The organism is Pseudoalteromonas prydzensis, from assembly GCF_011050055.1.
In the GTDB taxonomy this organism is placed as follows: Bacteria; Pseudomonadota; Gammaproteobacteria; order Enterobacterales; family Alteromonadaceae; genus Pseudoalteromonas; species Pseudoalteromonas prydzensis_A.
On record NZ_DRGM01000167.1, the window covers coordinates 113,717 to 127,200 of the forward strand.

Annotated in this window: 11 protein-coding genes; 7 read left to right on the forward strand and 4 right to left on the reverse strand. The window is 41.3% G+C overall.

The window, feature by feature from the left end:
- Positions 1 to 19: 19 nt before the first annotated feature.
- From astD to ENH88_RS16265, 3 genes are all read left to right on the forward strand, one after another.
- Entirely contained in the window at positions 20 to 1,492 is a 1,473-nt protein-coding gene (gene astD / locus ENH88_RS16255; RefSeq protein ID WP_304183769.1) for a succinylglutamate-semialdehyde dehydrogenase, read from the forward strand.
- Positions 1,493 to 1,537: 45 nt separating this feature from the next.
- Positions 1,538 to 2,341: a DUF1338 domain-containing protein gene (locus tag ENH88_RS16260; RefSeq protein ID WP_304183770.1), complete on the forward strand. Its 804-nt coding sequence runs from the start codon at positions 1,538 to 1,540 to the stop codon at positions 2,339 to 2,341.
- 86 nt (positions 2,342 to 2,427) lie between these two features.
- Positions 2,428 to 3,252: a hypothetical protein gene (locus ENH88_RS16265; protein ID WP_304183772.1), complete on the forward strand. Its 825-nt coding sequence runs from the start codon at positions 2,428 to 2,430 to the stop codon at positions 3,250 to 3,252.
- A gap of 527 nt (positions 3,253 to 3,779) precedes the next feature.
- Here ENH88_RS16265 and ENH88_RS16270 read toward each other — a convergent pair.
- Positions 3,780 to 5,060 carry a flavohemoglobin expression-modulating QEGLA motif protein gene (locus ENH88_RS16270; protein WP_304183773.1) on the reverse strand — a complete coding sequence of 427 codons (1,281 nt, stop codon included), beginning with the start codon at positions 5,058 to 5,060 and terminating at the stop codon, positions 3,780 to 3,782.
- Between the two features lie 63 nt (positions 5,061 to 5,123).
- A complete protein-coding gene (locus ENH88_RS16275) occupies positions 5,124 to 6,026 on the reverse strand; it encodes a redoxin family protein (protein ID WP_304183775.1) in 903 nt (300 codons plus the stop codon).
- 160 nt (positions 6,027 to 6,186) lie between these two features.
- Here ENH88_RS16275 and ENH88_RS16280 point away from each other — a divergent pair, with 160 nt between their 5' ends.
- The 3 genes from ENH88_RS16280 (at position 6,187) to ENH88_RS16290 (ending at position 8,881) form a co-directional block, all read left to right on the forward strand.
- Complete coding sequence (locus tag ENH88_RS16280; protein ID WP_304183778.1) at positions 6,187 to 6,444, forward strand: DUF3081 domain-containing protein; 258 nt, start codon at positions 6,187 to 6,189, stop codon at positions 6,442 to 6,444.
- A gap of 168 nt (positions 6,445 to 6,612) precedes the next feature.
- Positions 6,613 to 8,211 carry an AbgT family transporter gene (locus ENH88_RS16285; protein ID WP_304183780.1) on the forward strand — a complete coding sequence of 533 codons (1,599 nt, stop codon included), beginning with the start codon at positions 6,613 to 6,615 and terminating at the stop codon, positions 8,209 to 8,211.
- Positions 8,212 to 8,356: 145 nt separating this feature from the next.
- Complete coding sequence (locus ENH88_RS16290; protein WP_304183781.1) at positions 8,357 to 8,881, forward strand: protein tyrosine phosphatase family protein; 525 nt, start codon at positions 8,357 to 8,359, stop codon at positions 8,879 to 8,881.
- A gap of 96 nt (positions 8,882 to 8,977) precedes the next feature.
- Here the strand turns inward: ENH88_RS16290 and ENH88_RS16295 are convergent, their stop codons facing one another.
- Entirely contained in the window at positions 8,978 to 11,224 is a 2,247-nt protein-coding gene (locus tag ENH88_RS16295) for a DUF5916 domain-containing protein (protein WP_304183783.1), read from the reverse strand.
- Between the two features lie 130 nt (positions 11,225 to 11,354).
- Positions 11,355 to 11,678, reverse strand: coding sequence for a ferredoxin FdxA (gene fdxA / locus ENH88_RS16300; RefSeq protein WP_283709196.1), 324 nt, complete (start codon positions 11,676 to 11,678; stop codon positions 11,355 to 11,357).
- A 167-nt stretch (positions 11,679 to 11,845) separates the two neighbouring features.
- Between fdxA and ENH88_RS16305 the strand changes: the two genes are divergently transcribed.
- Positions 11,846 to 13,456, forward strand: coding sequence for an NAD(P)/FAD-dependent oxidoreductase (locus ENH88_RS16305; RefSeq protein ID WP_304183786.1), 1,611 nt, complete (start codon positions 11,846 to 11,848; stop codon positions 13,454 to 13,456).
- The last annotated feature ends 28 nt before the right edge of the window (positions 13,457 to 13,484 follow it).

Consider the following 13,484-nt stretch of genomic DNA (forward strand, 5'->3'; position numbering starts at 1 on the left):
CTGCTTAAGGAATCGCCTTATGAGTACCACAACTCAACTTATTAATAACCAATGGCAAAGAGGCCTTGGTCACGACTTTACTTCGGTTAATCCGAGTAATGGTGAAACGATTTGGCAAGGTAAAACAGCCAGCAAAGAGCAAGTGAATGATGCTATTGCAGCGGCGCGCCAAGCGCAATTCACATGGGCACAAACACCTCTTAGCGAGCGAATTACTGTGCTGGAAAACTTTGTTGCCCAGTTAAAAGAGCACAGCGAAGAATTTGCTACAGTCATTGCCCGTGAAACCGGTAAACCATTGTGGGAAACCCGCACTGAAGTGGGTGCAATGGCCGGCAAAGTGGCTATTTCAATTAAAGCCCATCACGAACGCACAGGAACCACTGAAAACCCTATGCCAGGTGCCAAAGCGTTTATTCGCCATAAACCGCATGGTGTAGTGGCGATATTTGGCCCGTACAACTTTCCAGGTCATTTACCAAACGGTCATATAGTCCCTGCAATTTTAGCGGGTAACACTGTGGTATTTAAACCGTCAGAATTAACCCCATACGTTGCGCAGTTTACGCTTGAGCTGTGGCTAAAAGCAGGCTTACCCGCGGGTGTGATCAACCTCATTCAAGGTGAAGTTGACACCGGTATTGCCCTTGCCAGCCACCAAGGTATTGATGGCTTATTTTTTACCGGTAGTTCAAATACAGGGCACCTGCTGCACAAGCAATTTGCAGGGCATCCAGGCAAAATTCTCGCCTTAGAAATGGGCGGCAATAATCCACTGATCATCAAAGATGTGGCGGATATCAACGCTGCGGTACACGATATTATTCAATCTGGCTTTATTACCTCAGGGCAACGTTGCACCTGTGCTCGGCGTGTCTTTATTGAAAACACAGCAAATGGCGATGCTATTTTAGCCAAACTCATCAGCGCCACTAAGAATATTAAAATTGCTGATAGCTTTAGCGATGAGCAGCCTTTTATGGGCGCGATGATCAGCGAAAAAGCCGCCCTTGGTATGGTTAGCGCACAACAGCAATTACTCGATATGGGTGCTAAATCACTGGTTGAGCTAAAGCACTTAAAACTAGGCACTGGCTTTGTAAGCCCTGGTATCATTGATGTAAGCAACGTGACAGGCATTCCAGATGAAGAGCACTTTGGACCACTAATAAAAGTGTACCGCTACACTGAATTTGACCATGCCATTGATGAAGCCAACAATACCTCGTTTGGCCTATCAGCAGGTCTATTGAGTGACTCAAGCGATGATTATCAGCACTTTTTAAAGCGTATTCGTGCTGGCATTGTTAATTGGAACCGCCCTATCACGGGTGCATCGAGCGCTGCGCCATTTGGTGGTATTGGTGCCAGTGGTAATCACAGAGCAAGCGCCTATTACGCCGCGGATTACTGTTCATACCCTGTTGCCTCCGTTGAAGCAGACAAAGTAAATTTACCAGAGACCCTCGCGCCGGGCTTAATCATTGAATAATGACTAAATGGCTACAACCATTTTAACCAAATTAAGGAATTAAAAATGCACACAGATGTAAATGCCCTATTTGACAACCTATGGCAAAATTATTTATCCGTTACGCCTTCTGCTGTTAAGGTTCATGAATTACTCGGTTCAACGCAAAAAAATGATGTAATTAATGATCACATTGCATTAAGAACATTTAACCATGAAAAAATTGGGCTTGAAAAACTTGCCGCGCACTTCTTAGCCGTTGGCTATAAAGAATGTGGCGAATATCACTTTGAAGCTAAAAAGCTTTACGCTAAACATTATGAACATAGCGATCCTACACAGCCAAAAGTGTTCATTTCAGAACTTTTAGTTGAGCAATGCTCACCAGAGCTACAAGCAATCGTCAATGATATGGTCGCGAATATCGATGCGGCAGCGGTGACTGCTGATAACTTTTTATATTCAGGTACTCACTGGCAGGTTAGCACCGACACTTATAAAAAGCTGCTTGCTGAAAGTGAATATGCGGCATGGATGTCAGCATGGGGTTACCGTGCCAATCACTTTACTGTGAGTATTAATGAACTGGCAAAGTTTGATAATATTGAAGCTGTAAACCAAGCACTTAAAGATGCCGGTTTTGCACTTAATACCTCAGGTGGCGAAGTGAAAGGTTCACCAGAGGTGCTACTTGAACAGTCATCAACACTTGCGGATGATTTTGCTGTTGAATTTAGTGATGTAAAAATGACGGTACCAAGCTGCTTTTATGAATTTGCCCTGCGTTATGCAAAAGCTGATGGCGAGCTTTACACAGGCTTTGTTGCAGCCTCTGCCGATAAAATTTTCGAAAGTACCAATGCACGTTAATTAATTATATAAAGCCCGCAAGGGCTTTTTTTAAAAGACAAAATTAAAGTTTCTTGTTATTTTAATAATAACTAAAAGGAACTTGTATGAAAATTCTGCTACTGATTTACTTGGCTTTTATGCTGCCGAGCCTTGCCTATGCAAAGCAAGCTGTTACTTTTTTATCTTATGAATATTTTCTCACCGAAGAAGAAAAATCTATTGCTGATGAACGCTACCTTGCTGCTTTTACGCAAGCACTCAGCCATCAATTTAAAGTAGAGCAATACACAACCAATGCCGCTCGGATGCTAAAGCAGCTATCAACTCAAACCAATGTGTGTAGTTTTAACATATTGAAAACAACTCAGCGCGAAAAGCAATTTATTTTCTCTGCGATGCCTTCTTCTATGTTCCTACAACGCAGAGTATTTGGGTTAAAAGAAACGCTTAAGGATTTGCCTGAACAAGTTTCAATTTCAAAGTTACTCGCAAATAAGTACACCTTTGCCACTCTTACATCTACTAGTTATCAAGAACTTGATAGCATGCTGGCCATGTACCAACATCAAATCATGCCCATAATTGGTGCAGGTGATTTTTCCCGTTTAGCAAAACTACTCTTACACAAGCGTGTTGATATGATCATTGACTATGACATGAGTGTTAAACACTTTTTAACACCGCAGCAATATGCTGAACTAGATAGCCGTGAGATCATAGAATACCCAGAGTTCAATAGCGGCTACTTTGCCTGTAGCAGAACCCAAGTTGGCGCTGAAGTGATTGAGCAAATAGATGCACTCATGCAAAGTGCTAAAATGCACCAACCCATCAAGCAGTATCACTATGCTAGTTTTCAACCTGAAGTAGCTGCACGAATTATGACTATTTATAAGACCTATTATAAACCAGAGACTTATAATGATTAATATTACTTATCGACAAAATAAAAAACCGTCTTTACTTGTTTGATCTTTCTATTTCAGAAAGTAAACACTGGTTTTATTATAGTGGCGCGTCATTAATGGTGCTTCACTGTAGAGCCGTACTTCACAGTACAGTTCACTTAGCAGCGCATTGCCTTACATTTTGCACTTCACCACACGCAGCTGTTTTTGCGTCCAACTAAAAGAAGGTCCAGCTTTGACTTAGCCACAGCGGTGAAGTTGATTTTGTTGTCAGCCAAACAGCTAAGCGTACTATTCAAATCCGCCAATTAAGCGTGGTGCGGATATTCGTGATGCACTTGAGTAGGCTGTAATGTATTTATTGATAACATCAACGAACTTGAAAAGTTTATTGCTTACAAAAACAAGTAGAGGGCTTAGTTCGCTTGAACTTTCGTAATGCAGATGCATTTGCTGACTAATTTTATCAAGTCCTTAGCTATGTGATACAAAAACGCAGTTGCTCATTCCAACTGCGTTTTTTATTGCCTTAAAATAGAAAATAATCGCTATAAAAATAGCGGCTTATAATCATTCTCTAACTGTTCAAAAGACAGGTTACCTATAAAGCGACCAAAACTGAGCCAGGTTGCTAAGCCGCGTAGATCTTTAAAGTGCGGTGGCACAAACTTAGGATCTTCAATCACGCCTAAATCATGTAGCTGTGAAATAAGCCTAAAGTCATCAATTGAAATTTTACCAACGAGCAACAGGGGCAGTTGGTCAATGCGGCCAAGTTGAATGGCGACACGGATCAAGTTATACACCAACACAAAACCTTTGATATAAGCAATGTCTTTAGTAAACGGTAAACCTGTCGCAGTACTACCACGGAAAACGCGTTGCGCAAGGGTGTAACTTTCATCTTTACTTAATCCTTGCGCTACATAGTCACGGTAAATATCGACAAACTCAGCGCCGTCTATTACCTTAGTAACGGCTTGGATACGATTAACAAGCTTAGCTAACCGCCGTGGGGTTGATTTTAGGGTGATGATTTCCGTCAATACCGCAAGGCCTTCTTGGGTCACCGTTGAACTTGGCGTGCCTTTACTCAAACAGGTTAAATAAGGTTGTGCTAACCCATTTTGCGTGGTGCCAACATGGATCCAGCCTTCATGGACTTCTAGAATATCGAGCTCACGCTGTGAAAATTTAACATCTTGATTAAGTTTGATATTGTTTGCACCTGCAGCGGCATCACTGACTATGCCGTCACTGATGATCACTTCAACATCGATACCAGGCATGCTGACGCTCACTTGCTCCGCAAGAATTTTAACCGCAGCATCGGCATCAATATTTTTTGGATCATCCGGTAAAATGTCCGCAGCAAGCAGGTTCTTAAGTGGCAGTTCGAGCATATTTGCAAGCTCTGACAACGATGGTTCACCCGCGTGAAAAAGATCTTTAGGGTGACCAAACAATTCTACCGACAAATCATGAAACTCTGCGGTGCCACGATATTCAAGCATAGTGAGAACTGTTTTATATTCAGCACACATTTTACTCATATACTGAGTAATTGGGTTGAGTTGCCCGAGCTGGCTAATGATATTACGGTTTAAATCAGAGAACGCTTGGCGTAATTCACTGGGGACAAACCCTAGATCACGCTGCTGATAATAGGCTTTATCGACCAAAGGGTTCTTTTGGCATTTTTGCCTAAAAAACTCTTCTTTTATGCTTTTATCCCAATTAATCGCATCTAAAATACGGATCGGTGTTTGCAGGGCGATTAATCTATCTGATAATTCGCGAGTTTTAAGTAATAACGCCTTATCTATCATGCTCTAAGCTCATTAATGAATGAGCCTAGAGCATAGGCTAGATCTGCGCGTTTTCAAAGCAAATTATGGTGTATTTTGTAGATTAACTGAGCTTGTGAAATCAGTAATACGATTTATTATTTTGCCGTCTTTGTAAACCAATAATGTCGGCACTTTACTGATTTCATTATTGATAAATAAATCATTACCATAATCAATTGTTAAAGGGTGACTCACGTTAAACTTCTCTTTGTATTCTGTCACAGCCGCTTGATCTGTCCATAGTTGGCTAATTCTTGCTTCACTATCTACCCCTTGTTTAGCAAAAGTATTCATTTGCTGTTGGGCTGCGACACAATTCTTTGCCATTTCCGGGCGCGTATCGGCTAAATACCAATCACACCAGGTTGCTGTAAAGAGCACCGCTTTTAAACCTTGTGCAGGAATATCTAAAGCGATAGCTCGCTGCTTGTTGGCTTCATCTAACAAGCGCGTTTTTTCAACCACACCATCATGTGATAATAACCGTAATGTATTATCGAGCGCTTTATCTGCCTCGTGTCCTTGGAAAATAACTTTGCCCGTTTTATCCAGTAGCACATGAAAAGGTGTACCAATAAACTGATAATGTTGAGCAACCTTACCTGTGTGATCAGTCATGATTGGCATGGTTAAATTAAAGCGTTTTTTCACCGCAGTAACTGCAGCGGGGTCGTCATTGAGATCAATATTGATTGCTATGGTATCAATAGTATCCCCATATTGTTCATAAGCATGTTGAAAATGCGGCATCTGCTGTATACACGGTTTGCACCAGGTCGCCCAAAATTTCAAATAAACAGGTTTGTTACCAACAATTTTGCTCAGCTCGAATAACTCACCTTGTTGATCTTTTAACACTAAGTCCTCTTCATTTGCCAACACGTTGTGAGAGCTTATAAAACAAAAAACGACCAAGAGCAGCGTAATATATTTAAATTTCATCATTATTATCCCTAAAATAAATAAACCATAGCATGGCAAGCCACTCGCCTAATTGTAAATTTGCGACAACGGCTAACTTTTCAACCAATTCTTTGCACATGGTATAAACTAAATATAGCTGAGTTACGTATTATTGGCTGAACAACGTTATACAGGAGCAACAATGAAAAATGATATCGAAACAAAACAGATATTGTCGGTTTATGAACAAATTATTCAACATGGCGATGCCAATGAAGATGGCAAACATTATAAAGGATTAACCGCATTTTCTGATATTGATGGTTATACAATTTACCTTAAAGGCAGTGGCGTACTACTTAGCTTTGGTTTTCATAACACTTACCATCTCGATTATGAGCATGAAAAACACAAAGATGACTTTCTTAAAAAGCTGGCAAATATAATCAATGAGCTATAGCTAGGTATTGCTAACGTAGCCAACGATTATAAATTATCCAAGATGATTTAATTGCCTCTTTGATGTTATAACAGTTTGTCGGACCTAGATGGTAAACCACCGTTTATTGATGATACTCAGCCTTAAAAATGATAGATTGCGGCAATTTATTATTTTGAGAGTCTTGCAATGTCAGAAGCCGTCGACAACGCCAACTCAACAAACGAAGCAAAACCATCGGGGTTATTTAACCGATTTTTAGCGTCTGTTGAGTTTTTGGGGAATATGTTACCCCACCCTATCACTTTATTTGCGCTATTTTGCGTGGCGATTATTTTATTCAGTGGCGTCGCTGATTGGTTTGGCTTAAGTGCGATTGATCCTCGCCCGGTTGGCTCCGCAGGTCGTGAGCCTGATGGCGTTATTGAAGTTGTCAGCCTACTAAGTGCAGAGGGATTACAACGGATAGTAACAGGCCTTGTTACTAACTTTACTAGCTTTGCCCCGTTAGGCACCGTACTTGTCGCTTTATTAGGTGTCAGCGTCGCTGAGCATTCAGGTCTATTATCTGCGGCAATGCGTGGCATGGTTATGGGTGCCTCAAAACGCTTAGTTACCTTTATGGTGGTATTGGCTGCTATATTATCGAATACCGCATCAGAGCTTGGCTATGTGGTGCTCATTCCGCTAGCTGCTATGATCTTCCACAGTTTAGGCCGTCATCCACTCGCAGGCTTAGCCGCAGCTTTTGCCGGTGTATCGGGTGGTTATAGCGCCAACTTATTACTTGGCACAATCGACCCGTTACTTGCAGGTATCACCACACCGGCCGCGCAAATGATCGACCCCACTTATCAAGTGGGCGCTGAAGCGAACTGGTATTTTATGATGATATCGGTGTTGTTAATTGCAGTATTAGGTACTTGGGTCACTGAAAAAATTGTCGAGCCACGATTAGGCAAATATAACCCAGATGAGGCCAGCGCCGATCTGGCAGAAAATAATATTGAAAGTTTAACAGCCAAAGAAAAATCAGGCCTAAAATGGGCTGGTGTATCGTTATTATTAGTATCGCTCTTACTAGCGTGGACCATTATTCCAGCCGATGGCATTTTGCGTCATCCTGAAACGGGGGAGTTTGCCCACTCGCCATTTTCAAAAGGGATCGTGGTATTTATCTTTATTACCTTTGGTATTCCAGGTTTTGTCTATGGTCGCGTTGTTGGTAGCATGAAAAACGACAAAGATGTGATCAACGCCATGAGTAAGAGTATGAGCTCGATGGGCATGTACATTGTATTGGTATTTTTTGCAGCGCAGTTTGTGGCGTTTTTTAAATGGACAAACCTAGGCACTATTTTGGCGATTAACGGGGCAGCCATGCTGCAAGCGTTAAGCCTAACGGGCCCTGAAGTGTTTGTATTGTTTATATTAATGTGTGCAGTTGTTAACCTAAGTTTAGGCTCATCGTCAGCACAATGGGCGATCACGGCCCCTATTTTTGTGCCAATGTTAATGCTGATAGGCTACGCACCAGAAACCATTCAAGCGGCTTATCGTATCGGTGATTCAGTCACTAATTTGATCACCCCAATGATGAGTTATTTTGGTTTGATCCTCGCGGTTGCCACTAAATATAAGAAAGACATGGGAATAGGCACACTTGTAGCAACAATGCTGCCTTACAGTATGATTTTCTTTGTCGGTTGGGTCGCTTTGTTTTATTTATGGGTGTTTGTATTTGGTCTGCCTGTAGGGCCTGGCTCACCAATTTATTACACACCTTAATGACCGATAAATAATGCCAGCCTTTGCTGGCATTATTATTGAATATCCCTAACGAATTTGAAAAACTCAGCTATCTGGTTTAATAATATAGTAACTACTTATTATAATGGCTACATCACTCGCAACTTCAACGAGATCTAAGATTATGAAAATAGTATTTTTTATTATCACCTTTGCATGCTCTTTGATTAGCATAACGAGTTATGCGCAGCCACCCGCATCAGCAGAAATAAAGTCCATTGCCTTAACTAATTATGCAAACCCGCAACAACACATTTATACCGCAGGACAGCCTAGTAAGGAGCAGTTTCAGCAGCTTGCAGAGCAAGGTATAAAGTATGTGATTAATCTACGCGGCGACGGAGAAAATAATTGGGATGAACAGGCTTTAGTGACCAATCTAGGACTGCAATACTTTTCACTGCCCATTTCATCAAAAGCCGATATCAATATTGAAAATGCAAAAAAGCTACAGCAATTATTAGCACATGTATCTGAGAGCCCAACATTACTGCATTGTGCAAGTGGTAATCGAGTTGGGGCACTGATTGCACTTTATAACGCAACAGAGCTTAACCAGCCAATTGAAGAAGCAATTGAAACAGGTAAACAATGGGGATTGAAAGGTCTTGAGCCTGTGGTAAGAGACGTAGTAGCAACTATAAAATAACATTTTAGCTATATTGAAATAGCCAACTATGACTTTAAATGGCTCTAACGATAAAAAGCCCTTAGTTAAATACTAAGGGCTTTTTTAAAATGTAATTTAAAGCTGCCATGCGTAACTGAGTTTAGTGAAGAAAGTCCGTTGATCACGTTCTACACTCTTTAATGAATCGTCTTGGTAGCCTTTATCTGAATAGCCTAAGTAAAACAATGTTTGTGCATTGATTTTATAGGAATAAACCAGCTGACTGCCGTAATCACGGTTAATTCTATTAACATTGGCATAGTAGGCGTTTTGATTGCGGTCGATATCTTCAAACTGTAAAATCAGTTTCAGCATCGAGCGCATATTAAATTTATAGTAAACACGTAAATCGGTTAGATTCGCAGTAAATACATTATCACCTTGTGGGTTATCTAAACGGCTATAACTGTGCTCAAGCTGCACTTGCCAATGATCATTGATATCCCACGTCAGTTCTGGCTCTATAGTAAACAAATCACCTAACTGCTCATTGCTATAATCTATTTTACTGCCAAATTCACTGTAAAGCGTAATGCGTAAATCTTTGCTTGGACTAAAACCACCGTAGATATAACCAATGTTTTGGTTATAGAAGTTACCATAATAACTCTCATTACGGTGGATCAAACCAAACTCTAAGGATGACTGTAATTGGCCTTTTAAAAAAATGTAGCCTTCATACTCTTCTTCAAGCAAGCTGCCATCTTGTGCCCAGGTTTTGTCCCAATCCACATTATAAGAATATTCGGTTACCATCTCACTTGCATCCAAGTACCAGGTTTGCCCGCCACCTAATAACGCTTTTTTGTAATCCACTTTTTCTTGATAGCCAACGTCAGTACGGTAATCTTCACCAATATCCTCATAACTAGCAAATAGCTTATAATCTCGTTTCTCACGGCTAAATTCGAGCATATAAGCTTGATCTGATTGATTGTTCTCTAAACCATAATTATCGACTAAAAAAGCAGAGTTTTTAGTATCAGAGGTCGCAACTTGATACAACACACTATCGGTTTGATTAAACCAATAACTGCCATCCACAGACAGTACGGTGTTGTGATAATCATTTGCTTCACGGTGGGTGCTCATCACCCCTATAGTGCCTTGCTCACCAAGATCATACTGGTAACGCCCAATTGATGATTTTGATTTTTCAGCTAAATTAGCAAAGCCAGAACCTTGGTTGGTCGGTAATAAAATACTGGTATTTTCATCATCAGCGTACAAAAACGCATAGCTATGTGCATCCGTTTTCCCGGTTATTTTAGCCCCTAAGTCTGGCTCGGCAATCGTACGGGTATAAAGTAGTTCGAATAGGCTACTTTTAAAATATGACGCACCGTCTAAAAAGAACGGGCGTTTTTCAGCATAATAAATAGAGAATGTAGTATTTACATCTAACTCTAAACTGTCTGTCTCTACCTGCGAAAAATCTGGGTTAATGGTGGCATTGATAACCGCGTCTTGGCTGATCCCCCAACGTAAATCGAGTCCAGCTTCAGTATCAATATCACCATTTTGCCAATCCCCAGGTACAGCCTCTTTTACATCATTACGAAGTGCGGTTAAGGTCGGTGTTAATTGAATATTTTTACTGGGCTCCATGGCATTAAAGCCTGTGATTTTATCAAACTGGCAAAAGCTGCATTTCACATCACGGTCAAAACCCACATTAGACAACTGATAAAGTACCTCACGCGGGTAATTACGCCACAGCGCAAATCCCCATGTCATATCAGCTTTATTTTTAGGAAAGCGCAGTGCTGTGAACGGAATACGCATTTCAACCACATAACCTTGCTCGGTTATTTGCCCTGCGCTATCCCAAATCGCATCCCATGAAGGGTCTTCACTCCAACCGTCGGTATCTGTCATCCGCATATCACCTTGCGCACCAAGCGGGTTTACGTAAAACTCATAACCTGTTCGTTCATCATTAAAGGTATCGATCATTAGCGCAACGTTATCATCACTCCATAAACTATCACGGTCGCGAAGTGCGGCACGAATTTGACTCGGATCATTATCATAAGCAACAAGGCCAACATATAAATAGTTGCCATCTTCGTAGATATAAGCATCCGTTTTTACCGGTGGCGTGCCTTTCTCGTTAGGTTCATTTTGATAACGTAAAGGCACTAACGTGGCTTGTTGCCAGTGAGGTTCATTCAGCTGCCCATCAAGATCAATACCTTGATCAATATGTGCTAAGCTAAAATTTTGTTTTTCAGAGGCTTGGCTCAATCCGCAAAAAAGCGTAACAAACGACAACAAAAAGAAAAGAGTACATGGTTTTATTATTGATTTTAGATACTGCATAAACATCCGTTTAAAATTTAAATTACTCTTAATGAGTAAATAAGCTCACGAATTGTAATTCATGCAGGTACACTTGTTAATAGTTTGAGTGAAAATATATAACAATTATTATATATTTAGGATGAAAGTCTTAGGTTTCAATTAACTTTAGTTTATCAGGCACACCATTCCATGTATCCGCATCTGCAGGGGCTGGCTTTACCTCAGTAATTCTTGGCCAAACTAGGGCTAGTTCCGCATTAAGTTCAGTAAACTCCTTTTGCGAGTCGGGTAATTCATCTTCTTGGTAGATTGCCTCAGCAGGACATTCAGGCACACATAACCCACAATCAATACAATCAATCGGGCTGATGGCTAAAAAATTAGGGCCTTCATAAAACGCATCTGCTGGGCACACTGCTACACAGTCGGTGTATTTACACTTTATACAGTTTTCAGTGACTACAAATGCCATTTTTACGTTTGCCTAACATAGCTTAAATTACAGCAAGGGATCATACCCAACCACAGTCAAAATACAATAAATAATCGCTGCCATCGCAGCTTAAATTAACGTAAAATAATCGGCTATTGTGAGCACCTCGCGTCAGCGACTGCTAAGACACCTAACAGAGATTAAATATGATACGTTTAACAGAAATTAAGCTGCCACTTGATCATGGCGAAGATGCCATAAAGCAAGCAATTATAACTAAACTTGGCATTGATAACAGCCAACTCCATAGCTTTAATGTCTTTAAACGTGGTTACGACGCCCGTAAAAAAACCGCTATTTTACTTATTTATACCCTCGACATTGAGGTTGATAATGAAGCGCAATTATTAATTCAATTTGCGAAAGACCCACATGTTAAACCCGCGCCAGATACGAGTTATAAATTCGTTGGCGAAGCCCCCGCTACTATACAAGAGCGCCCAGTGGTAATTGGTTTTGGCCCTTGCGGACTGTTTGCGGGTTTAATACTGGCGCAAATGGGCTTTAAGCCAATCATTCTAGAGCGCGGCAAAGAAGTACGTGAACGTACTAAAGACACTTTCGGCTTTTGGCGCAAACGTACGCTCAATACTGAATCAAACGTACAGTTTGGTGAAGGCGGCGCAGGAACCTTCTCTGATGGTAAACTTTACAGCCAAGTTAAAGATCCAAAACATTATGGCCGCAAAGTGATCACTGAATTTGTTGCCGCAGGCGCGCCTGAAGAGATCATGTATGTCAGTAAGCCACACATTGGTACTTTTAAGCTGGTGACTATGATTGAAAAAATGCGCGCCAGCATTGAAGAGCTAGGGGGTGAAATCCGTTTTAGCACCCGTGTTGATGATATTTTACTTGATGATGGCCAAGTCACTGGCTTAAAACTCTCTACCGGTGAGCAGCTTAATACACGTCATGTGGTGCTTGCGGTAGGCCACAGTGCCCGTGATACCTTTAAAATGGTGTACGACAAAGGCATTTACGTTGAAGCCAAACCGTTTTCTGTTGGCTTTAGAATCGAGCATAAACAATCGATGATCGATGAGTGCCGTTTTGGCCCTAATGCCGGCAATCCAATTCTAGGCGCAGCTGATTACAAGCTAGTGCATCATTGCGATAATGGCCGAACTGTTTACAGCTTTTGTATGTGCCCAGGTGGTACTGTGGTTGCAGCAACCTCTGAAGAAGGCCGTGTTGTTACTAATGGTATGAGCCAATATTCACGTAATGAGCGCAATGCCAACAGCGCCATTGTGGTGGGGATTTCACCTGATGAAGACTATCCGGGCCACCCACTTGCAGGCATTGATCTGCAACGTAAATTAGAAGAGCAAGCCTATGCGCTCGGCGGCAGCAACTATGATGCCCCAGCCCAGTTAATTGGCGACTTCTTAAAAGGTAAAGACTCAAGTGATTTAGGCGATGTTAAACCGTCTTATACGCCGGGTATCAAGCTGACAGATTTAGCCAATGTGTTACCCAAATATGCAATTGATGCCATTCGCGAGGCTATTCCTGCATTTAATAAGCAAATTCGTGGCTTTTCATCGAACGATGGTTTATTAACTGGCGTTGAAACCCGTACCTCATCACCAATTTGTATTAAGCGTGATAAAAGCATGCAAAGTATTAATACCCAAGGTTTATATCCAGCAGGCGAAGGCGCCGGTTATGCTGGCGGTATTTTATCGGCTGGTATTGATGGCATAAAAGCCGCAGAAGCACTGGCGCTATCTATGCTTGAGAAACACAGCTAAAAAGCTTAGATATAAAAAAGCCTGAATT

Bases quoted from the DNA above. Each gene is read 5' to 3' on its own strand.
- ENH88_RS16265 (WP_304183772.1), top strand. From the start codon at position 2,428: ATGAAAATTCTGCTACTGATTTACTTGGCTTTTATGCTGCCGAGCCTT.
- astD (WP_304183769.1), top strand. From the start codon at position 20: ATGAGTACCACAACTCAACTTATTAATAACCAATGGCAAAGAGGCCTT.
- ENH88_RS16285 (WP_304183780.1), top strand. From the start codon at position 6,613: ATGTCAGAAGCCGTCGACAACGCCAACTCAACAAACGAAGCAAAACCA.
- ENH88_RS16295 (WP_304183783.1), bottom strand. From the start codon at position 11,224: ATGCAGTATCTAAAATCAATAATAAAACCATGTACTCTTTTCTTTTTG.
- ENH88_RS16270 (WP_304183773.1), bottom strand. From the start codon at position 5,060: ATGATAGATAAGGCGTTATTACTTAAAACTCGCGAATTATCAGATAGA.
- ENH88_RS16305 (WP_304183786.1), top strand. From the start codon at position 11,846: ATGATACGTTTAACAGAAATTAAGCTGCCACTTGATCATGGCGAAGAT.
- ENH88_RS16275 (WP_304183775.1), bottom strand. From the start codon at position 6,026: ATGATGAAATTTAAATATATTACGCTGCTCTTGGTCGTTTTTTGTTTT.
- ENH88_RS16280 (WP_304183778.1), top strand. From the start codon at position 6,187: ATGAAAAATGATATCGAAACAAAACAGATATTGTCGGTTTATGAACAA.
- ENH88_RS16290 (WP_304183781.1), top strand. From the start codon at position 8,357: ATGAAAATAGTATTTTTTATTATCACCTTTGCATGCTCTTTGATTAGC.
- ENH88_RS16260 (WP_304183770.1), top strand. From the start codon at position 1,538: ATGCACACAGATGTAAATGCCCTATTTGACAACCTATGGCAAAATTAT.
- fdxA (WP_283709196.1), bottom strand. From the start codon at position 11,678: ATGGCATTTGTAGTCACTGAAAACTGTATAAAGTGTAAATACACCGAC.